Origin of the sequence: Vibrio sp. 1CM24A (genome assembly GCF_023161725.1) — a bacterium.
GTDB lineage: Bacteria > Pseudomonadota > Gammaproteobacteria > Enterobacterales > Vibrionaceae > Vibrio > Vibrio coralliirubri.
In genome coordinates, this window is record NZ_JALNTS010000013.1 from 1 (window position 1) to 22,075 (window position 22,075).

General features: G+C 45.9%; 18 protein-coding genes and 1 riboswitch. Of the genes, 9 read left to right on the top strand and 9 right to left on the bottom strand.

Annotated elements, in window-relative coordinates; genetic code table 11:
- Positions 1 to 59 precede the first annotated feature (59 nt).
- From hemG to MSG38_RS22100, 3 genes are read right to left on the bottom strand one after another with little or no spacing between them, the layout of a single operon-like run.
- Positions 60 to 587, bottom strand: a complete 528-nt coding sequence (gene hemG / locus MSG38_RS22090; RefSeq protein WP_048611256.1) for a menaquinone-dependent protoporphyrinogen IX dehydrogenase — start codon at positions 585 to 587, stop codon at positions 60 to 62.
- A 10-nt stretch (positions 588 to 597) separates the two neighbouring features.
- On the bottom strand, positions 598 to 2,055 hold the full coding sequence (locus MSG38_RS22095) for a TrkH family potassium uptake protein (RefSeq protein WP_017077285.1): 1,458 nt from the start codon (positions 2,053 to 2,055) through the stop codon (positions 598 to 600).
- Positions 2,056 to 2,089: 34 nt separating this feature from the next.
- Positions 2,090 to 2,713: a YigZ family protein gene (locus tag MSG38_RS22100; protein ID WP_060983439.1), complete on the bottom strand. Its 624-nt coding sequence runs from the start codon at positions 2,711 to 2,713 to the stop codon at positions 2,090 to 2,092.
- Positions 2,714 to 2,940: 227 nt separating this feature from the next.
- On the opposite strand from MSG38_RS22100, the gene fadB reads away from it, so the two are divergent.
- The 3 genes from fadB to MSG38_RS22115 all read left to right on the top strand — a co-directional run bounded on the left by fadB (position 2,941) and on the right by MSG38_RS22115 (position 7,525).
- Complete coding sequence (gene fadB, locus MSG38_RS22105; protein WP_086971988.1) at positions 2,941 to 5,112, top strand: fatty acid oxidation complex subunit alpha FadB; 2,172 nt, start codon at positions 2,941 to 2,943, stop codon at positions 5,110 to 5,112.
- Positions 5,113 to 5,138: 26 nt separating this feature from the next.
- Complete coding sequence (fadA, locus tag MSG38_RS22110) at positions 5,139 to 6,302, top strand: acetyl-CoA C-acyltransferase FadA (RefSeq protein WP_017058821.1); 1,164 nt, start codon at positions 5,139 to 5,141, stop codon at positions 6,300 to 6,302.
- A 242-nt stretch (positions 6,303 to 6,544) separates the two neighbouring features.
- A complete protein-coding gene (locus MSG38_RS22115; RefSeq protein ID WP_248402632.1) occupies positions 6,545 to 7,525 on the top strand; it encodes an MDR family oxidoreductase in 981 nt (326 codons plus the stop codon).
- 128 nt (positions 7,526 to 7,653) lie between these two features.
- Here the strand turns inward: MSG38_RS22115 and MSG38_RS22120 are convergent, their stop codons facing one another.
- Positions 7,654 to 8,595, bottom strand: a complete 942-nt coding sequence (locus MSG38_RS22120; protein ID WP_004736673.1) for a LysR family transcriptional regulator — start codon at positions 8,593 to 8,595, stop codon at positions 7,654 to 7,656.
- A 156-nt stretch (positions 8,596 to 8,751) separates the two neighbouring features.
- Positions 8,752 to 8,937 carry a hypothetical protein gene (locus tag MSG38_RS22125; protein ID WP_004736674.1) on the bottom strand — a complete coding sequence of 62 codons (186 nt, stop codon included), beginning with the start codon at positions 8,935 to 8,937 and terminating at the stop codon, positions 8,752 to 8,754.
- A gap of 149 nt (positions 8,938 to 9,086) precedes the next feature.
- On the opposite strand from MSG38_RS22125, the gene tusA reads away from it, so the two are divergent.
- Entirely contained in the window at positions 9,087 to 9,338 is a 252-nt protein-coding gene (gene tusA / locus MSG38_RS22130; protein WP_004736675.1) for a sulfurtransferase TusA, read from the top strand.
- An 83-nt stretch (positions 9,339 to 9,421) separates the two neighbouring features.
- On the opposite strand, the gene MSG38_RS22135 is transcribed toward tusA, so the two are convergent.
- Both MSG38_RS22135 and MSG38_RS22140 read right to left on the bottom strand, forming a co-directional pair.
- Positions 9,422 to 9,676 carry a hypothetical protein gene (locus MSG38_RS22135; RefSeq protein WP_017058818.1) on the bottom strand — a complete coding sequence of 85 codons (255 nt, stop codon included), beginning with the start codon at positions 9,674 to 9,676 and terminating at the stop codon, positions 9,422 to 9,424.
- A gap of 151 nt (positions 9,677 to 9,827) precedes the next feature.
- Positions 9,828 to 10,382, bottom strand: a complete 555-nt coding sequence (locus MSG38_RS22140) for a TMEM165/GDT1 family protein (RefSeq protein ID WP_017055491.1) — start codon at positions 10,380 to 10,382, stop codon at positions 9,828 to 9,830.
- 34 nt (positions 10,383 to 10,416) lie between these two features.
- Positions 10,417 to 10,592: riboswitch (yybP-ykoY riboswitch) on the bottom strand.
- A 210-nt stretch (positions 10,593 to 10,802) separates the two neighbouring features.
- Here MSG38_RS22140 and glyQ point away from each other — a divergent pair.
- The 4 genes from glyQ (at position 10,803) to MSG38_RS22160 (ending at position 17,581) form a co-directional block, all read left to right on the top strand.
- Positions 10,803 to 11,717, top strand: coding sequence for a glycine--tRNA ligase subunit alpha (glyQ, locus tag MSG38_RS22145; protein WP_017632669.1), 915 nt, complete (start codon positions 10,803 to 10,805; stop codon positions 11,715 to 11,717).
- A 2-nt stretch (positions 11,718 to 11,719) separates the two neighbouring features.
- Complete coding sequence (glyS, locus tag MSG38_RS22150; protein ID WP_050622178.1) at positions 11,720 to 13,786, top strand: glycine--tRNA ligase subunit beta; 2,067 nt, start codon at positions 11,720 to 11,722, stop codon at positions 13,784 to 13,786.
- 202 nt (positions 13,787 to 13,988) lie between these two features.
- Positions 13,989 to 16,076 (top strand): alpha-amylase, encoded by a 2,088-nt coding sequence (locus MSG38_RS22155; RefSeq protein WP_248402633.1) that lies wholly within the window; start codon positions 13,989 to 13,991, stop codon positions 16,074 to 16,076.
- A gap of 254 nt (positions 16,077 to 16,330) precedes the next feature.
- A complete protein-coding gene (locus tag MSG38_RS22160; protein WP_048618375.1) occupies positions 16,331 to 17,581 on the top strand; it encodes a valine--pyruvate transaminase in 1,251 nt (416 codons plus the stop codon).
- A gap of 218 nt (positions 17,582 to 17,799) precedes the next feature.
- Here MSG38_RS22160 and MSG38_RS22165 read toward each other — a convergent pair whose 3' ends face one another.
- Entirely contained in the window at positions 17,800 to 18,234 is a 435-nt protein-coding gene (locus MSG38_RS22165) for an Hsp20 family protein (RefSeq protein WP_009848140.1), read from the bottom strand.
- Positions 18,235 to 18,655: 421 nt separating this feature from the next.
- Here MSG38_RS22165 and MSG38_RS22170 point away from each other — a divergent pair, with 421 nt between their 5' ends.
- Positions 18,656 to 19,582, top strand: a complete 927-nt coding sequence (locus tag MSG38_RS22170) for a patatin family protein (RefSeq protein WP_048611242.1) — start codon at positions 18,656 to 18,658, stop codon at positions 19,580 to 19,582.
- 59 nt (positions 19,583 to 19,641) lie between these two features.
- Here the strand turns inward: MSG38_RS22170 and gyrB are convergent, their stop codons facing one another.
- Positions 19,642 to 22,059 (bottom strand): DNA topoisomerase (ATP-hydrolyzing) subunit B, encoded by a 2,418-nt coding sequence (gene gyrB, locus MSG38_RS22175; RefSeq protein ID WP_017058811.1) that lies wholly within the window; start codon positions 22,057 to 22,059, stop codon positions 19,642 to 19,644.
- Positions 22,060 to 22,075: the final 16 nt, after the last annotated feature.

The window sequence follows — 22,075 nt, forward strand, 5'->3', positions numbered from 1 at the left end:
CGTTTTTTTATTCGTTCGATTAAAAAGAACTCAAAACGCCTCAAAAGTAGGCTTTTCTCTTACATCTCTTGTAGTTTCTTAGAGAATAAAGAGACTTTTTCCCAGTTTGTGTACTCAACTTCCTTGGTTGTATCCGTTTCTCCACCTGTCATATTCATAATGAAGCGAATCATGGTTTTATCGAACCAGTTATAACGTGGGTAATAGAGAGCCCCCGCGAATACACCGATCAAAGTTGGCTGCCACGGTGACTTAAGAAGAAACTTCTTAATATAAGCGCTACCTTCAGGGGTATCTTTACCTTGGTCTTCTTTACGAGCCGTTAAGTTAACGCAGAAGAAAGCGACCTTGTTTGATTGCAGCTGAGCAAGGTTGGCATCAATGAACTGATATAGCTTCTTATTAAGGTGGCCATAACGAATAGATGCGCCAATCAAAACTCTGTCGTATTGAGCAAAGTCGACACTAGTAATAGTGTGCAGATCTTGAAGCTCACATTCGAACTCATTCATTTCTTCTTTTATATAGTTCAAGATTTTCTTGGTCTGCCCTTCACGGCTTGAATACAAAAATAGAGCTTTTGCCACAATGTTGTCCTTAGCTACGCCAAAACGTAGGGGTCAATAAAATTAATAAGGTGAATATCTCTAAACGACCAAACAGCATAGATACGATCAACACCCACTTAGCCTTGTCATTCACATCGCCGAAGTGCATTGCCACTTCACCCAAGCCCGGGCCAAGGTTATTCAATGTTGCCGCTACGGCAGAGAAAGCACTCAGCTCATCCATACCGGTTGCAATAAGAGCCAACATACAAACCACAAAAACCAAGGCATAAGCAGAGAAGAAACCCCAAACTGCATCAACAACACGTTGTGGCAGTGCAGAACCGCCAACCTTGATGGTATAGACAGCACGAGGGTGAACAAGACGCTTCATTTCACGAGCACCTTGCAGAGTAAGCAGTAAGATTCGAATGACTTTCATACCACCGCCCGTTGAACCTGCACAGCCCCCTATAAAAGAAGAGAACAGAAGCAGAACAGGTAAGAACAATGGCCACTCGGAGAAACCAGTAGTGGTGAAGCCTGCTGTCGTAGATATAGATACTGTTTGGAACAAGGCTTGATCAAAGGCATCGTAATACGAGTCATAAGAGTGGTGATTAAGCAGTAATAAGAAACAAACTAAGAACAAGACCGCCTGAATAAAGATAAAGGCGCGGAATTCAGGGTCTTTCCAGTAATACTTAGGATGTACACCACCAGAAGCAAACGCAGCAAAGTGAAGCGAATAGTTACATGCGGATATAAGAAGGAACACGACTGTAATCATGTTGATCGCAGGGCTATTGAAATACCCCATGCTCGCATCGTGAGTAGAGAAGCCACCAATCGCAATAGTAGAGAAACTATGACTGATGGCATCAAAGAAGCTCATCCCAGCAAGCCAAAACGCTACTGCACAAGCAATCGTTAGACTCAGATAGATGTACCAAAGCGCTTTTGCCGTTTCAGCAATACGCGGAGTCATCTTACTATCTTTTACTGGACCCGGGATTTCAGCACGATATAGCTGCATACCACCGATACCCAGAACAGGGAGGATGGCTACCGCTAATACGATGATACCCATACCACCGAACCATTGTAGGAACTGACGGTAAAACAGAATCGCCTTAGGCAGATCATCAAGGCCAACAATCACAGTCGCGCCGGTGGTAGTTAATGCAGAGAAGGATTCGAAGAAAGCATCGGTTACCGACACATTGGGGTTATCGGCGATCAAAAACGGCAGCGCACCCGCACTACCGATTACCGTCCAAAACAGAACAACAATCAAAAAGCCATCGCGCGCTTTCAATTCATGCTTATAACGTCGGTTTGGAAACCAGCAAGTTGCTCCACAGAATAAGAGAACGAAGAAGGTCGTCACAAATGGCACACCCGCACCATCTCGATAGATCAGTGCGACGAGCGCAGGAGCAAGCATTGATACACTAAAAAGTGCTAATAATAATCCGACGATTCGAATAATTGAGCGAAATTGCATGAGCTATTGAACGAAGCGAAATGCTTCACACTTCCTAGTTGTCTTTGACTTTCGTTACCAGTGCCTTAGCACCGCTTTTATTGATCATGGTTTGGGTAAACGAATCTACCTGAAGGAGCTCTATTTCAATAATAAGCTCAACTTGAACACCATAATCCGCTTGGACCTCAACAGCCTGATGCTGAGCCATAATGGATTGTGCGATCGGCACAAAGCCATAGTCTAACTCTAGCCGTAATTTTGTGGTTATTTTTTTCTCGATAGTTTGAAGCAGCTTGAGAGCTTGTTGCACGCCACCACCATAAGCCTTAACCAGACCACCGGTACCAAGCTTGATTCCACCAGAATAACGAGTGACCACAGCCGTTAACTCGCCAACACCAGACCCAGATAGTTGTGCCAAGATGGGCTTACCAGCAGTCCCAGAGGGTTCACCATCGTCACTAAAGCCCCATCGCATTGAGTCTTCAGGTCGCCCAGCCACAAACCCCCAGCAGTTATGTCGTGCTGAAGAGTGCTCTTTTTTTACCTGCTCTACGAATTGTTTAGCAGTTTCTATACTTGGTGTATGAGCAAGGTGCGTAATAAAGACGCTCTTTTTTATCTCTTCTTCAAACAGAGCTGACGCTGACGGTATTAAATAGGGCTGTTCATTCATATCGTTAACTTAGTAAATAAGAGCGGAGAAGTGTATCACGCGTGAATAATAAGGGTTAGAGGATCTGTGCTATCGCACAATGTTAAACAATTGTTTAAAAAATGTATTGAAATTAATCAAGCAGAGGTACAGACTAAGATAACTGGTCTTACCAGGTATTCTACAATAATAGAAAGATAACAAGATTCTCTCAAACAATCGTGGATTGTATGTCATGGAGATAGACAATGATTTACCAAGCTAACACCCTACAGGTAAAGGAATTACAAGATGGTATTGCGGAATTAAGCTTCTGTGCACCAGCCTCTGTAAACAAACTCGACCTTGCTACTTTAGAATCACTAGATAAAGCGTTAGATGCTCTTAATGCTCACGCTGGATTACGTGGTTTAATCTTAACTTCAAACAAAGACGCGTTCATTGTAGGCGCAGACATCACTGAATTTCTTGGCCTATTTGCTAAGCCAGAAGCAGAACTTGATGAATGGTTAAGATTCGCTAATTCAATCTTCAGCAAGCTCGAAGACCTTCCTGTCCCAACTCTTTCAATGATGCGTGGCCATGCCCTTGGCGGCGGCTGTGAATGTGTACTCGCTACTGATTTCCGTATCGGTGACAAGACCACCAGCATTGGCCTACCTGAAACCAAACTTGGCATCATGCCTGGTTTTGGTGGTTGTGTGCGCTTACCTCGTGTTATCGGTGCTGACAGCGCAATGGAAATTATCACACAAGGCAAAGCATGCCGTGCAGATGAAGCGCTTAAAGTTGGCTTGTTAGATGCGATTGTTGAAACAGACCAGTTACTAGAATCGGCAATCAACACCGTTTCTCTGGCTGCTAATGAAAAATTAGACTGGCAATTACGCCGTAAACAAAAAACATCAGCGCTTTCGCTAAGCAAACTCGAAGCGATGATGAGCTTTACCATGGCTAAAGGCTTAGTTGCTCAAAAAGCAGGGCCTCACTACCCAGCTCCAATTACTTCTGTGATTGCGATTGAAGAAGCAGCACGTAGCGATCGCGATGCAGCACTCGACATCGAACGTAAACACTTCGTTAAGCTAGCAAAATCTGAAGAAGCGAAAGCACTGGTTGGTCTGTTCTTAAATGACCAATATATTAAAGGCTTAGCAAAACAGGCTGGTAAATCTGCAAATAAAGCGACTGAACGTGCTGCAGTACTTGGTGCTGGCATCATGGGCGGCGGTATTGCTTACCAGTCAGCATTGAAGGGCGTGCCAGTGATGATGAAAGACATTGCACAGGCGTCTCTTGATCTTGGTATGAACGAAGCTTCTAAGCTGTTGAATAAACGCTTATCACGCGGTCGCCTAGATGGATTCAAGATGGCAGGCATTCTGTCTTCTATTACTCCAAGTCTGCATTATGCAGGTGTTGAGCAATCAGATGTGATTGTGGAAGCCGTTGTAGAAAACCCTAAAGTAAAAGCAGCAGTGCTGAGTGAAGTTGAAGGTCTCGTGGGTGAAGATACAGTTCTTACATCAAACACCTCAACGATTCCAATCAACCTATTAGCGAAATCTTTGAAGCGCCCAGAAAACTTCTGTGGCATGCACTTCTTTAACCCTGTGCATCGCATGCCTTTGGTTGAGATCATCCGTGGTGAGCACACTTCAGAAGAAACAATCAATCGCGTAGTCGCTTACGCTGCGAAGATGGGTAAATCTCCTATCGTTGTTAACGACTGCCCAGGCTTCTTCGTTAACCGTGTACTTTTCCCTTACTTTGGCGGTTTCAGCATGTTGCTACGCGACGGTGCTGACTTCACTAAGATCGATAAAGTGATGGAGCGTAAGTTCGGTTGGCCAATGGGCCCAGCATACTTGCTAGACGTTGTGGGCCTAGATACAGCACACCACGCACAAGCCGTAATGGCGCAAGGTTTCCCAGAGCGTATGGGCAAAGAAGGTCGTGATGCGATCGACGCGCTTTATGTCGCTGAAAAATACGGCCAGAAGAACGGCAGCGGTTTCTACACATACAGCGTAGACAAACGCGGTCGTCCTAAGAAGACCTTCTCTGAAGAGATTCTTCCTATCTTGGCTGACGTGTGCCAACAGCCGCAAGACTTTGATGACCAGACAATTATCCAACGTGTGATGATTCCAATGATCAACGAAGTAGTGCTTTGTCTAGAAGAGGGCATTATCGCGACACCGCAAGAAGCGGATATGGCACTGGTTTACGGTTTAGGCTTCCCTCCATTCCGAGGCGGCGTATTCCGCTACTTAGACAGTGTGGGTATTGGTAACTTCGTTGAAATGGCGAAAGGCTACCAAGACTTAGGTGCAATGTACCAAGTTCCTCAACTATTGCTTGATATGGCAGCGAAGGGCGAAAGCTTTTACGACAGCCAACAAGCCAGTTCTCTGTAACCCACATTTGGAAAAGGAATAGCAAAATGAAAAATGTAGTTGTTGTTGATTGCCTTCGTACCCCAATGGGACGTTCCAAAGGTGGAGCTTTCCGTCACACTCGTGCTGAAGATCTGTCGGCACATTTGATGAAAGGCATTTTAGAGCGCAACCCAGAAGTAAACCCTGTCGAAATTGAAGATATTTACTGGGGCTGTGTACAACAAACGCTAGAGCAAGGCTTCAACGTTGCACGTAACGCTGCCTTGCTTGCTGGTCTACCGATTGAGATTGGTGCGGTAACAGTCAACCGTTTATGTGGTTCATCTATGCAAGCTCTGCATGATGCAACCCGCTCTATCATGGTTGGTGACGCTGAAATCTGTCTGATTGGTGGTGTGGAGCACATGGGCCACGTACCAATGAACCACGGTGTTGATTTTCACCCTGGCATGTCAAAACACGTAGCAAAAGCGGCCGGCATGATGGGTCTAACGGCTGAGATGCTAGGTAAAATGCACGGTATCAGCCGTGAAGACCAAGACGCATTCGCAGCACGCTCACATGCTCGCGCTCAAGCAGCTACTGTTGAAGGTCGTTTCAAGAATGAAATCCTACCGACAGAAGCTCACGCTGCAGACGGTTCTCTGTTCACTCTGGATTACGACGAAGTCATTCGTCCAGAGACAACAGTTGAAGGCCTATCTCAGCTGCGTCCGGTGTTTGACCCAGCAAACGGCACAGTAACAGCAGGTACTTCATCAGCTCTGTCTGATGGCGCTTCTGCAATGCTTATCATGAGCGAAGAGAAAGCCAACGCACTTGGCCTTAAGATTCGCGCTCGCGTGAAGTCTATGGCTATCGCTGGCTGCGATCCTTCAATCATGGGTTATGGCCCAGTACCAGCAACCCAAAAAGCGCTGAAGCGTGCAGGTTTAACGATTGAAGACATGGGTGTGATTGAGCTGAACGAAGCGTTTGCTGCTCAATCTCTTCCATGTGCGAAAGACCTAGGTTTACTGGATGTGGTTGACGAGAAAGTAAACCTTAACGGCGGTGCCATTGCTCTTGGTCACCCACTAGGCTGTTCTGGTTCTCGTATCTCGACGACGCTAATCAACCTGATGGAAGCCCAAGACGTGAAATACGGCCTGGCGACTATGTGTATTGGTTTAGGCCAAGGTATTGCAACGGTATTTGAACGCCCATAGCGTTTACTGACTGTAATACTTGAAGGGTAATCTTTTGTGCAGCTATATTTATATAGCTGCACTTTTTATTACTTGGCATCCAACAATGCATCGGTTGCGTTCAGCGAACTCAACGAGAGAAAAACCAACTCTGACATCTATGCACAAAACGCATATATTCAATGTTGATGTTTCATTATTTTTTCTCGGATGATTCAACTAAAGTTACTTCAGTTTCCTAATATTCCTCCACGGAGCAGATCATGTTTAAAGCACTTGTACTAAACCAAGAAGACAAAAAAACTATCGCGTCAGTTTCTCAAATTGAAGAGTCTCAATTACCAGAAGGTAACGTGAAGATTGATGTTAGCTACTCTTCTTTGAACTACAAAGATGGTTTGGCGATTACAGGTAAAGGGCGCATTGTTCGTAACTTCCCTATGGTTCCTGGTATCGACCTTTCAGGTGTGGTTTCACAATCTGATGATCCACGCTACAAAGCAGGCGACGAAGTTGTGCTAACGGGTTGGGGTGTTGGTGAAGGTCACTGGGGCGGCATGGCTGAGAAAGCGAGCCTAAACGGTGATTGGTTAGTGCCACTGCCTGCAGGTCTAGACGCTAAGAAAGTCATGGCGATCGGTACAGCAGGCTTCACAGCAATGCTTTGTGTGCAAGCTATCGTAGATGCAGGCATCAAGCCAGAAGACGGTGAAATCCTAGTAACAGGTGCAAGTGGCGGCGTAGGTAGCGTATCTATCACTCTACTAAACCAACTGGGCTACAAAGTGGCAGCAGTGACTGGCCGTGCTTCTGTAAACGGTGAACTACTTAAATCACTAGGCGCGACACGCATTGTAGAGCGTGCTGAACTAGAAGAACCAGCAAAACCACTAGAAAAACAATTGTGGGCTGGCGCTATCGATACGGTAGGCAGCAAAGTGCTTGCGAAAGTGTTAGCGCAAATTGATTACAACGGTGCGGTTGCGATGTGTGGTCTAGCAGGCGGTTTTGACTTACCAACTACGGTAATGCCATTCATTCTGCGTAACGTTCGCCTACAAGGTGTTGATTCTGTAATGTGCCCTCGTGAAAAACGTATTAAAGCGTGGGAACAACTGGCTGAGCTACTACCAGAATCTTTCTACGCTCAAGCAACCAAAGAAGTGTCTTTAGACGGTGCAATTCAAGCAGCAGAAGACATCACTAACGGTCAAATCACTGGTCGCGTAGTCATTAAACTATAGGTTCTCAAACATAAAGTTATCAAACCTTAAGCAACAACTTTAGGCTTGAATAACCCAAAACAACAAAGGGCTGATTTTTATCAGCCCTTTTGCGTTTTTGTCATTCAGGTCCGTGAACCCAGCCCCGGTTAACCCAAACCGACATCCGCAATCCGTTTTTGAATCAACTCACCACACTCCTCTTTTACCACTCTTCTTAACCATTGTTGTGAAGCAGAAGAATCGCAACGCGAATGCCAGATCAGTGAGTAATCAAACGGCATGAATTCAAATGGTAATGGCTTAACAACCAAGTCATAACGCTCAGCCACCAAATAAGCCAAATCAGCAGGTACCGTAATCACTAATGGCATTCTATCGACAATCGCCAATGCAGCTTCAAGGTGATAAGCACGCAACACCATTTTTCGTGGTTGTTGATTGGCTAAGGCATTGTCTAATAAAGCCTTAACACCATCACTGATCGCAATCATCGCGTGCGGGAGTGACACATAGTCTTCAAGGCTTAAAGGTTGATCCGCCAACGGGTGGTTTTTAGATAACAGACACGACACACCAACCGGCCCCAAGACCTCTTGATGAAGTGGTGCAATGCTGCCACTCGGACGACAGATCGCCATATCAACGCGTTCGGTGCTGAGTTGTTTAAACAAATGCTCATGCTGCAACGGAGCAAACTCCAAAGATATATTGGGTGCTTGTTCATAAATCTTCGGCAACGCATAAGGCAAGATGGTTTGCATCGCATAGTCGGTGGTTGCGATCAGAAAACGTTCGCTGCAATAGTAAGGATCAAAGTCACTCGGACTCAGCAATTGGCGAAAAGACTCCAAAGGCTGATCAATACGCTGGCTGATCTCGAGTGCTTTCTTGGTAGGAATAAGGTGCTGACCTTGGCGTGTAAACAGCGGATCGTTGAGTAATTCTCTTAAACGCCCTAGTACTCGACTGGTTGCCGACTGGCTTAAGTTAAGACGAAGCGCGGCCTGGCTTACGCTGCCCTCTTCAATCAATACCTTTAAAGCGACCAATAAATTAAGGTCTCTACGATAGATGTCTTCTAATTCCACGCCACTTACCTAGCTGTATACGATTGCCATTAGTCACTAAGTTGTTTATAGCATGCTTTAGATAAAAAAAATCCCGCAATTACGCGGGGAAGCCCAAGAAAATTTGGGGATAGTGTCGGAATGTTGTCGTATCGGAATTCGCTTGCTGTATTCGGGTTAGTGCTCTTGCTCTTCGGCTATGCCTTGCCAACGGCGCATCTCTACCCAAATACCAATAATCGTTGCTACTATGCCAAAAATAGGCATCAGTGAGGTCTCTGTCGATGAGCGTAGTACTAACGCACAAAAAGAAATAAAACAGAGAACCGAATAAATTGTTAATCTATCTAATCCTGTCAACATCGCCACTCCTTAGCTAGTTGCCTTTGTTTCAAGTTGTTATCAACTTGTTAACTAAGTTATAGGAAATGATTCTGTTTGCCAAGCACTTATTGCATATTTTTTCTGCAGACGTATTATTCACTCGTTAGATAGATATAGAGATACAAACCATGACATTCAAACCTGAACTGGCAACCCATACTTTAGAAGCTGAAGGCCTGCGTTGCCCGGAACCAGTAATGATGGTCAGGAAGACAATTAGAAACATGCAGGATGGCGATGTGTTACTGGTAAAAGCTGACGATCCTTCGACAACTCGAGATATTCCGAGCTTTTGTCGATTCATGGATCACCAGTTGGTAGGCCAAGCAACAGAAACGTTGCCTTACCAGTATTTGATCAGAAAGGGATTGGAGGCGTAACGCCCCACCGACTATCAAGTATCAAAAAAGCCGCTCGTACCTTATGTTCTTAAACAGAACTCAGAGTACGAGCGGCTTTTTGTTTATTCGCTTCTAGATTTGTTTTGCAGATGCTCCAGCTGATGCTGAATTTCTCGGATATCTTTGCGCATCGGAATAATATGCGCGACCCGAATCCAAGCCTCAACCGCAAGTGCAGTCATGATGATGGCACCCGCGACCATTGGCAGCCACATGTCCGTCAACACCATGCCTAATAGTGTAAGTGCAAGACCAAAAGTAAATAGATAACTTTGGCTTTGTGGAGTAATACCCATATAACGCGTCAACATAATCATGCCCTCGTGTTCTTAACTCACAAGATTAAAATATCATGACAAGTATGACAGTTATATGTCCATTCGCTCGATAAACCCCACAATACTTTAAGAGTATGACCTACAACACATTACTCTACTGATTGAGTATAATAAGACTCAATACCGGCTACTAATAGAAAGCCGCAGCGATAGCTAAGCCCACGAATAGTAAGGCTGTGATCTTACGAATCAGATCAAGAGGCATCTTATCCGCAGACAGCTTACCGATGATCACCACTGGCACATTCGCCAGCAACATACCGATCGTAGTACCCAGAATCACCCACGTTAATGCATCAGAGTATTGAGCCCCTAGAATGGAGGTTGCGATCTGGGTTTTATCACCGATCTCAGCAATGAAGAAGGCGATGAAACTGGCGACAAACGGGCCTCGATTCGAGATCTGCTCATCGTCATCCAACTTATCCGGAATCAGAATCCAGCCCGCCATAGCGATGAAACTGACCACCAGCACCCACTTTAATACTTCAGGTGAAAGATAGTCGGCGACCACAACCCCGAGCCATGCAGCAAGGGCATGATTGGCAATGGTGGCAAAGAAGATAGCCGCGATGATAGGTATCGGCTTGCGATATCGACTGGCTAATAAAAGAGATAGCAACTGAGTCTTATCACCGATCTCGGCTAAGGCGACAGTTGTAATTGAAATTGCTAAAACGCTCACGACATGCTCATTTGGGATGGAGATTATTATATTTAACCAAAGACAAACCTCGCGCCCCATCCCGGTTCACGATGCTTGTCTAAGGTCTTGCTAAGCGCCACCAAGGTGGTGGTTGCCTCGAACGCCATGATGATTTTGCATCAATTATGTTGACGAACGAACTCATTCAATAGGATATGAATAAGTAAGCTACTCCCCAAAGACCGCGAGATTTTAATCACCCACGCTTTCAAACACAAGTGTCAAACTTATCAAAATATCCACTTGTGCCGAAAAACAAACATTAAAGGCAAAAAAATCCACTAAACGACATTTTAGACCACTAATTAAACAAGATTACCCCTACTCGCTTTACGAATATCTCGGTATACTCAGAAGTTATTTTTCTCATTCATTTAAAAGAATCGCGCGAACCTGACTATGCAAAAATACGATATCAAAACCTTCCAGGGAATGATCCTCGCGCTGCAGGATTACTGGGCTCAAAACGGTTGTACCATTGTTCAACCTCTAGATATGGAAGTAGGTGCAGGCACCTCTCACCCAATGACATGTCTACGAGCACTTGGCCCAGAGCCAATGTCTACAGCTTACGTTCAACCTTCTCGTCGTCCGACCGATGGCCGTTACGGTGAAAACCCTAACCGTCTGCAGCACTACTACCAATTCCAAGTAGCGCTAAAACCATCGCCAGACAATATCCAAGAGTTGTACCTAGGCTCCCTAGAGGTTCTTGGTGTTGACCCACTTGTTCACGACATTCGCTTCGTTGAAGATAACTGGGAAAACCCAACACTAGGCGCATGGGGCCTTGGTTGGGAAGTATGGCTAAACGGCATGGAAGTAACTCAGTTTACTTACTTCCAACAGGTTGGCGGCCTTGAGTGTAAGCCAGTAACTGGCGAGATCACTTACGGTATCGAGCGTCTAGCAATGTACATCCAGGAAGTAGATTCTGTTTACGACCTAGTATGGAACGTAGCACCAGACGGTTCTAACGTGACTTACGGTGACATCTTCCACCAAAACGAAGTTGAGCAATCAACGTACAACTTCGAGCACGCAGACGTAGATTTCCTATTCACTTTCTTCGACCAGTGCGAGAAAGAGTGTAAAGAGCTACTTGAGCTTGAGAAGCCACTGCCGCTTCCAGCTTACGAGCGCATTCTAAAAGCAGGTCACGCATTCAACATCCTTGATGCGCGCAAAGCTATCTCTGTAACAGAGCGTCAACGTTACATCCTTCGTATCCGCAACCTGACTAAATCAGTTGCTGAGGCGTACTACGCGTCACGTGAAGCGCTTGGCTTCCCAATGTGTAAGAAGGATAAATAATCATGGCGAAGAATTTTCTAATTGAACTGGGTACGGAAGAGCTTCCACCAACAGCACTTCGTTCTCTAGCAGAAGCATTTGCTTCTAACTTTGAAGCAGGCCTTAAAACGGCTGAACTTTCTCACGAAGGCATCAAGTGGTACGCAGCACCTCGTCGTCTAGCACTTAAAGTAACTGCACTGGCTGAAGGCCAAGCAGACAAAGTGGTTGAGAAGCGTGGCCCTGCTGTTTCTGTTGCATTCGATGCTGAAGGCAACGCGACCAAAGCAGCACAAGGTTGGGCTCGTGGTAACGGTATTACTGTTGAGCAAGCTGACCGTCTGAAAACAGACAAAGGCGAGTGGCTTCTTTTCAAACAAGAAGTAGCTGGCAAACCTGTTCAAGAATTGGTGATGGACATCGCTGCGAAAGCACTAGCTGGCCTACCAATTCCTAAAGCAATGCGCTGGGGTAACTCAGACATTCAATTTATCCGTCCAGTGAAAACACTGACAGTACTACTAGGTGATGAGCTTGTTGAAGGCGAAATCCTAGGCGTAGCATCTGCTCGTACTATCCGTGGCCACCGTTTCATGGGCGAACAAGAGTTCACAATCGATTCTGCTGACCAATACCCTGCGATCCTAGAAGAGCGCGGTAAAGTAATGGCGGATTACGAAGCGCGTAAAGCGATCATCCTTGCTGATTCGCAAAAAGCGGCAGCTGCGGTTGGCGGTACAGCTGACCTAGAAGATGACCTTGTTGAAGAAGTAACGTCTCTGGTTGAATGGCCAGTAGTACTTACAGCGAAGTTCGAAGAAGAGTTCCTAAAAGTTCCTTCTGAAGCTTTGGTTTACACCATGAAAGGTGACCAAAAGTACTTCCCTGTTTACGATGACAACAAGAAACTACTACCAAACTTCATCTTCGTATCAAACATCGAGTCTAAAGAGCCTCGTCACGTTATCGAAGGTAACGAAAAAGTGGTACGTCCGCGTCTTGCTGATGCTGAATTCTTCTTCAACACAGACCGTAAGCGCCCGCTTATCGACCGTCTTGCTGAACTAGACCAAGCTATCTTCCAGAAGCAATTGGGTACGATCAAAGACAAAACAGACCGCATCACAGAACTTGCTGGCTACATTGCTGAGCAAATCGATGCTGACGTTGAAAAGTCTAAGCGTGCTGGCCTACTGGCTAAGTGTGACCTAATGACATCAATGGTATTCGAATTTACGGATACACAAGGTGTAATGGGCATGCACTACGCAACTCACGATGGTGAAGACGAGCAAGTTGCACTAGCACTTTACGAGCAGTACATGCCTCGTTTCGCGGGTGACGACCTACCAAGCACAGGCATCTCTTCAGCAGTTGCAATGGCAGACAAGCTAGACACTATCGTAGGTATCTTCGGTATTGGCCAAGCACCAAAAGGTTCTGACCCATTTGCTCTACGTCGTGCATCACTCGGTGTGCTTCGTATCATCGTTGAAAACGGCTACAACCTAGACCTAACAGACCTTATCGGTAAAGCGAAAGAGCTACTAGGCGACAAGCTAACCAACGACAACGTAGAAGCTGACGTTATCGACTTCATGCTAGGTCGTTTCCGCGCATGGTACCAAGATGCTGGTTTCAGCGTTGATATCATCCAAGCGGTACTAGCACGTCGTCCAACTAAGCCAGCTGACTTTGACCAACGTGTTAAAGCGGTTTCTCACTTCCGTGAACTGGAAGCAGCAGAAGCACTAGCAGCAGCGAACAAACGTGTAGGTAACATCCTTGCGAAATTCGATGGCGAACTACCAGCAGAAATCGACCTAACGCTTCTTCAAGAAGACGCAGAGAAAGCACTGGCTGAGAACGTTGAAGTCATGACGGAAGCACTAGAGCCAGCATTCGCAACAGGTAACTACCAAGAAGCCCTAAGCAAACTTGCTGACCTACGCGAACCAGTTGATGCATTCTTCGATAACGTAATGGTTATGGCTGATGATGAAGCGCTTAAGAAGAACCGTCTAACGCTACTGAACAACCTACGTAACCTGTTCCTACAGATTGCTGACATCTCTCTACTGCAAAAATAAGCACGAGTGAGACTGTTGCTCTAAGTCATACTCTGAGTAACTAACTATAAACACCCAAAGGGAAGCGAAAGCTTCCCTTTTTGTTTTTGTGAACCAAGCATTTGTTTGTAGAGGTGTTATTGATTAACTGAATGAATCAGCACTCAGACTGTAGAGGGCATTGTTTGCTATAACTGATCTGTTTATTCAGGGGAAGGGAACAATGAAAAAAACAGTACTCGCGCTTTCAATACTCGCACTCAGCGCATGCAGCCAAACCAGTGATGACAGCTTATTGCTGACGATTGATAACAACACTGTCGTATTTGAATCGACAGGAAAAGGCACTGTTATTGCTGAACAGGAACTCGCTAAAGGTAGCTATACCTTCTCTATCAGCGATACTCAAAATACCTGTGGCACCAACTATGCGCTGGCTGAAGAAAACCGCATCAAATTCAATAAACCCCTTCGCCTAGACGACTGCGCCGAGAAGTCTGAATTAGATATCAAGGTCTTTCGCGCTAACACCTATCAGTTTACGCTCAACCCACAGACCAATGAACTCACGGTTCAGATAAAGCCGAAGCAACAACAAGTTCAAAGCTTTGCCTGTCCTGTACCCAGTGATCAACCAACCACCATCGATGTTACTCAAACCTTTGATGATGGCACCGTGGTAAGAGACGCTCTTTCGGGCAAACAAGTCACAGTAACGAATGGCAGCGTCACCATGCAGCCTGCAGAAAACAGCCAAGGTGTTCTGCTGCTTGAGAAAGTAGAACCAGAAACCAAGGCAGACTTTAGTTGGGACAACGCCACGGTATACTTCGTAATGACCGACCGTTTCCATAATGGTAATCCTGATAACGACAACAGCTATGGTCGCAGCCAAGACGGACAAGATGAAATCGGCACCTTCCACGGTGGTGACTTGGCAGGCTTAACCGAAAAACTCGACTATATAGAATCGCTAGGTGCCAATGCTATCTGGATTACCTCTCCACTAGAGCAGATCCATGGCTGGGTTGGCGGCGGTGATCGCGGTGACTTCAAACACTACGGCTACCACGGCTACTACCATCAAGATTGGACTAAGCTCGATGACAACATGGGCACCGAAGATGAGCTGAAAACCTTCATCGATACCGCGCACAGCAAAGGCATTCGCGTTGTTTGGGATGTGGTAATGAACCACACGGGCTATGCGACACTTGCCGACATGCAAGAGTTCGACTTCGGCAAGCTCAACCTTACCGATGAACAAGCCAAACAAACCCTCGGCGAAAACTGGACAGATTGGCAACCAGAAGCAGGCCAGAACTGGCACTACTTCAATAACTACATCTCTTACAGTGACAAAGAAGCGTGGGAAAAGTGGTGGGGCAAAGCTTGGTTGCGCAGCGATATCGGCGCCTATGACTCTCCGGGTTACAATAACCTCACCATGTCTTTGGCGCACCTGCCCGATTTCAAAACAGAGTCGACAGAGACAACCGGGCTGCCTAATTTCTATCGCAATAAGTCCACCAGCGCGACCGATGAACTCAAAACACCTCGTGACCATTTAATCACTTGGTTATCAGATTGGGTGCGCGAATACGGCGTGGATGGTTTCAGGGTCGATACCGCTAAACACGTTGAACTCGAAGCATGGGCAGAACTGAAAGAGAGCACCAACCAAGCACTTGCCGAGTGGAAACAGAACAACCCAGACAAGGCCTTGGATGACTTACCCTTCTGGATGACTGGCGAAGTATGGGCACACAGCGTGGTCAAATCAGATTACTTCGCTAACGGATTTGATTCGATCATCAACTTTGAATTCCAGAGTGATATCGCACCCAAAGCACTTAAGTGTCTATCCGATCTCGATGCTGACTACCTTCGCTATGCAGAGAAGATCAACAGTGACAGCGAGTTCAACGTGTTGAGTTACCTTTCATCTCACGACACCTCGTTATTCTGGACACAACACGGCAGTGACTTTGCCAAGCAGACCAAAGCCGCGAATGCACTGATGCTGGCTCCAGGCGCGGTACAGATCTATTACGGTGATGAAATAGCCCGTGACTTTGGCCCAACAGGTTCCGATCCAATGCAAGGCACGCGTTCAGACATGCCTTGGGACAAAATCACCGGAGAGCGTGCCGAGTTGCTAGAACACTGGCAAGCGCTTGGCCAATTCCGCCAACGCCACCCAGCTGTCGCGCAAGGTAAGCACATCATCCGTAACAGCAAGGGTTATTACGCCTTCGAGCGCCAATACCAAGATGACAAGGTGTTGGTTGTGTATACAGGTTCGAAGTAAACACGCACGGTTATCAAACGACATAAATTAAAAGGGAAGCTTGGGCTTCCCTTTTTTGATCACCAAAAGCGCGTTCAATAAGCAAGCTGTCACTCATTAGCCAAACTTTATAGAAGTTTTTTTCGTGTTAGAGCATTTGGCGCTATGCGTCGCAAAAACATTGCGGTATGTTCAAGGAATACACTGATGGCAGGCATAAGGTCTGCCTTACTGACACATAACAAGCAATCACAATGAATTAGGTAAAATAAGTAATGCAGTTCTCTAAGTTTGGTGAAAAGTTTAATCGATACTCTGGAATCACTCGTTTAATGGATGATTTAAATGATGGCCTGCGCACTCCAGGCGCAATCATGCTCGGTGGTGGTAACCCAGCCGCTATCCCAGCCATGCTCGATTACTTTAACCAAGCCAGTGCCGACATGCTCGCCAGTGGAGAACTCATCGCCGCCCTCGCCAACTACGATGGTCCGCAGGGCAAAGACAGCTTCATCAAGTCGTTAGCGGCAATGCTGAAAGAGACCTATGGTTGGGACATCAGCGAAAAGAACATCAGCCTGACTAACGGCAGTCAAAGTGGCTTCTTTTACCTGTTCAACCTTTTAGCAGGTCAACAGCCTGACGGCTCACATAAGAAAATCCTACTGCCGATCGCACCGGAATACATCGGCTACGGCGACGCGGGCATTGATGACGATATCTTTATCTCTTACCACCCAGAGATCGAGCTGCTAGAAAACCGCCAGTTCAAATACCACGTCGATTTTGAACAACTAAAGGTTGATGACTCAGTAGCGGCTATCTGTGCATCTCGTCCAACCAACCCAACGGGTAACGTACTGACCGACGAAGAAGTACGTAAATTGGATAAACTGGCGCGTGAAAACAACATCCCACTGCTGATCGACAATGCTTACGGCCTGCCGTTTCCAAATATCATCTTTGAAGATGTCGAACCGTTCTGGAATGAAAATACGATTCTGTGCATGAGCCTTTCTAAGCTTGGTTTGCCAGGTGTGCGTTGCGGTATCGTGATTGCGAGTGAAGAAGTAACACAAGCATTGACCAACATGAATGGCATCATCAGCTTAGCGCCAAACAGCGTCGGCCCTGCGATTGCCAACCACATGATTGAAAAAGGCGATTTACTACGCTTGAGCAGTGAGGTGATCAAACCTTTCTACAAAGAAAAATCGCTACGTGCAGTTGAACTGCTACAAGAGGCTATCGATGACCCACGCTTCCGCATTCACAAACCTGAAGGCGCTATCTTCTTATGGCTATGGTTTGATGAGTTGCCGATCACCACAATGGAATTGTACGACCGCCTTAAAGCTCGCGGCGTATTGATTGTTCCGGGTGAATACTTCTTTATCGGTCAAGAAGACGAGTGGGATCATGCTCACCAGTGCTTGCGTATGAACTACGTACAAGACGATGAAGCGATGCAGAAAGGTATTGCTATCATTGCTGAAGAAGTGAAAAAGGCTTACTCAGAGCAGTAATAAGAGCTTTTAGCTTACCGTAGGTCAAATACAAAAAGAGCACCTCATGAGGTGCTCTTTCACTTTTACTTCCCGATGATGTTTGTCACTTGAATACCCTAAATAATTGAGGGTTCAGCTAGGCGACTAGAAAATTCAGCCCTATGAGCATAGGGAACCTATGTGATTAGGGGGGATTTACGACGTCAACAACGCTGTAGCTTCAAGTATGACGGGTATTAGCCTTCTAGTAGACTATTACCATTAATAGCAATCTTGCGTGGTTGCATCGCTTCTGGGATTTCGCGTTCTAGGTCGATGTGAAGAAGACCATTTTCCATGCTTGCACCTACCACTTTTACGTAGTCAGCCAGTTGGAATTTACGCTCGAAATCGCGCTCTGCGATACCTTGGTATACGAAGGTTTTCTCTGCTTCAGCTTTACGCTCACCTTTCACAATTAGCATGTTCTCTTTCTGAGTCAGGTCTAATTGGTCATCAGCAAAACCAGCGACTGCCATAGTAATACGGTAGTTGTTCTCGTCTTTTTGCTCGATGTTGTATGGAGGGTAACCGCCAGAAGAGTTCTTCGATGTGTTCGCTTCCATCATGTTGAATAGACGATCGAAGCCGATTGCGTTGCGGTAAAGTGGAGTGAAATCTACAGTTCTCATAATGCTATCCTTTTAGTAAGCAATAGTCTTAGCTGCGAATTTTACTTAGATCGAACCTGTGTGTGATCCAGTAAACAGCTAAGAGATTCAATTCGCATTCCTCGGGTTTCACCTCTATTGGCGACAACGCTGGGACATGGCAATGAATCAATTTTTAAATTGTGTGCTGCCAAAGCTATCCTCTATTGAGCGATACTTCGTTAGCGGTAATGAAGGTTCTGTTTCTTCTCTTTTGAGCAAGACAGTCATCCTCTTCATAAATAGATATGTGGTGCCACAAAGCGCTTTTCAAGCAGCTTGATTCAACTTTTAGTTAAGAAAAACCAAACGCTGTATAAATATTACTTAATTTTAATTAACCACCATTGGTCATATCCTAATCAGGTTGAATCCTTTTTTATCGCTTTTGGTGGCAATTCTGATGTCTTCTACGCATATTTCTTACGCACTCCACTCCTACGATGCCTTGGCGCACCTAGATATCCACATCGATAAGGTGGCTCTGGTAACGGAAGGCGGCGGCCAGCGCGGAATTTTCACAGCGGGCGTGTTGGATGCCTTTCTCGAACAAGGCTTTAATCCGTTTTCATTGATGATTGGCACATCAGCGGGTTCTCTTAACCTAGCATCCTATATATGCGGCCAACATCGCCATGCTTATCGCGTCATCACAGAAGCAACAGCCAGCCCTGAATTCTTTGATACATATAAGTTCTTACTGCAAAAGAAAGGATTAGACCTAGATTGGTTACTTGAGCAAACCGAAACAAGCTTGCCGCTCAACTGGCAGTTAGGTCATGACAATATGAAAAGTTGTCAGGTGCTTGCCTGTGCGTCCCACGCGACTCGTCACGAGCCAGCCTATTTTGACTTAGACTCACACGCTTGGCAGGACGCTCTCAAAGCCTCATGTGCCGTTCCCTTTATCAGCCCAAAGGCAATTCAAGCAAATGATGAAGAGTGGCTTGATGGTGGCATTGCTGCTCCGATCCCAGCACAAGAAGCCTATAAGCGGGGTTATAAACATATTGTGGTGATTCGGACAGTACCTATCTCAACGTCTTTTGATCACCGCTGGATGTGCAAATACAGTAAGTTGTTAGGGAAAACAAAAGCTAAAGCGATGATTGAGCTGTTACTCAAACACGAAGCCCATTACCGCGCGACACAAGACTTTCTGAGTAACCCGCCAGAAGACGCCACTATCTATGAGATTCACCCAGACAAAGCGCTGCACTCTACATTGCTGGGAAGTCCACAGCATGCACTTGAACATGACTACGAAGTAGGACTTTTATCCGGAAAGTACTTCCTCGCAACGGCTGGTCGCCATATCGAACAGGCATAAAAAAGCACCGCCTGTGGGCAGTGCTTTATCATTTTGAGTTTCTTTATTACTAAAGAAATCTATACATCAAGGTTAGCAACCTTCAATGCGTTCTCTTCGATGAAGTTACGGCGAGGTTCAACTTGGTCACCCATTAGCGTCGTAAACAACAGATCAGCACCAACAGCATCTTCAATTGTTACTTGCATCATACGGCGAGTTTCAGGATCCATTGTGGTTTCCCAAAGTTGATCAGGGTTCATCTCACCTAGACCTTTGTATCGCTGTAGGCTTAGACCACGACGAGACTCTTTCACTAACCAGTTCAGAGCATCGACGAAGCTAGAAACTTCTTGAGTACGCTCACCACGCTTAATGTAAGCGCCTTCTTCAATCAAGCCATCAAGTGCTTCAGAAAGGTCCGCTAGCTTACCAAACTCTTTAGAGTTAATAAGATCGATGCTCAGAAGGTGCTCATGAGTCACACCATGAGTACGAACCACAATCTTAGGAACGCTTAAGCCTAGCTCTTCGTGTTTTTCAACTTCAAGGCTGTATTGGCTCGCACCTACTTCTTTCGCGTTTAGCTGCTCAACAAGCTGCTTACCCCAAGCTTCAACTGCCGCGTCATCGTGACACTGCTCAGCCGTTAGACGAGGAACGTAAATCAGTTCGTGAACCAATGCGCGTGGGTAACGGCGGCTCATACGATCAACAAGCTTGATGCCTGCATTGTATTGCTGAACAAGCTTCTCTAAACCTTCACCTGCAAATGCTGGCGCTTCAGGGTTTACGTGCAGTTCTGCATTGTCTAAAGCCAAAGATACTTGATACTGGTTCATCGCATCTTCATCTTTAATGTACTGCTCTTGCTTACCTTTCTTCACTTTGTAAAGTGGCGGTTGAGCAATGTAGATATAACCACGTTCAATCAGCTCTGGCATTTGACGGTAGAAGAACGTCAGTAGCAGAGTACGGATGTGAGAACCATCGACATCGGCATCGGTCATGATGATGATGTTGTGGTAACGCAGTTTATCTGGGTTGTATTCGTCACGGCCAATACCACAACCAAGAGCTGTGATTAGCGTTGCTACTTCTTGAGAAGACAGCATTTTATCGAAACGTGCTTTCTCTACGTTAAGGATTTTACCTTTCAGCGGTAGGATTGCTTGGTTCTTACGGTTACGCCCCTGCTTAGCTGAACCGCCAGCAGAGTCTCCTTCCACAATATATAGTTCAGATAGTGCAGGATCTTTTTCCTGACAGTCAGCAAGCTTACCTGGAAGACCCGCTAAATCTAATGCGCCTTTACGACGAGTCATTTCACGAGCTTTACGCGCTGCATCACGAGCACGTGCTGCATCAATAATTTTAGAACAAACTGTTTTCGCTTCACCTGGGTTCTCAATAAGGAACTCAGACAACTTCTCACCCATTGTAGATTCAACGGCAGACTTCACTTCTGAAGAAACCAGCTTATCTTTAGTTTGGCTTGAGAACTTAGGATCAGGCACTTTAACAGAAACAATCGCCGTCAGACCTTCACGAGCATCATCACCAGAGGTCGCAGTCTTCGCTTTCTTAGAGAAGCCTTCCTTGTCCATGAAGCTGTTCAGGGTACGCGTTAGCGCCGCACGGAAACCTGCTAAGTGAGCACCACCATCGCGTTGAGGGATGTTGTTGGTGAAACAGTAGATGTTTTCTTGGTAGCCGTCATTCCACTGCATCGCAACTTCAACGGTAATACCGTCTTCGCGCTCAGAGTTAAAGTGGAAGATTTTTTGGATGATTGGCGTTTTGTTAGTATTAAGGTGTTCAACAAACGCTTGGATACCGCCTTCGTATTCGAAGTGATCCATTTTGTCTTCTTCGCGCTCATCAATTAGCTTAATTGATACACCAGAGTTCAAGAATGATAGCTCACGTAGACGCTTAGCTAAAATGTCGTAATGGAACTCGATGTTAGTGAAGGTTTCTTCACTCGGCCAGAAACGAATCTCTGTACCTGTTTTATCCGTGTCACCGATAACCGCTAGCGGCGCTTGAGGCTCACCGTGGCTGTAGGTTTGAGTGTGGATTTTGCCACCGCGGTGGATAGTAAGAGTAACTTGCTTAGAAAGTGCGTTAACTACTGAAACACCAACACCGTGCAGACCACCAGATACCTTGTACGAGTTATCATCGAACTTACCACCAGCGTGAAGAACCGTCATGATTACTTCTGCTGCTGATACGTTTTCTTCTGGGTGCAATTCTGTTGGAATACCACGGCCGTCATCGCTCACAGACACAGAACTATCTTCATGGATAGTTACAATGATGTCATTACAGTGACCAGCTAGCGCTTCATCAATAGAGTTATCTACCACCTCAAAAACCATGTGGTGCAGACCGGTACCATCATCCGTGTCGCCAATGTACATTCCAGGACGCTTACGTACCGCATCCAGACCCTTCAGTACTTTAATACTCGATGAATCGTAATTATCTGACATAGTTACTCTCTGACTA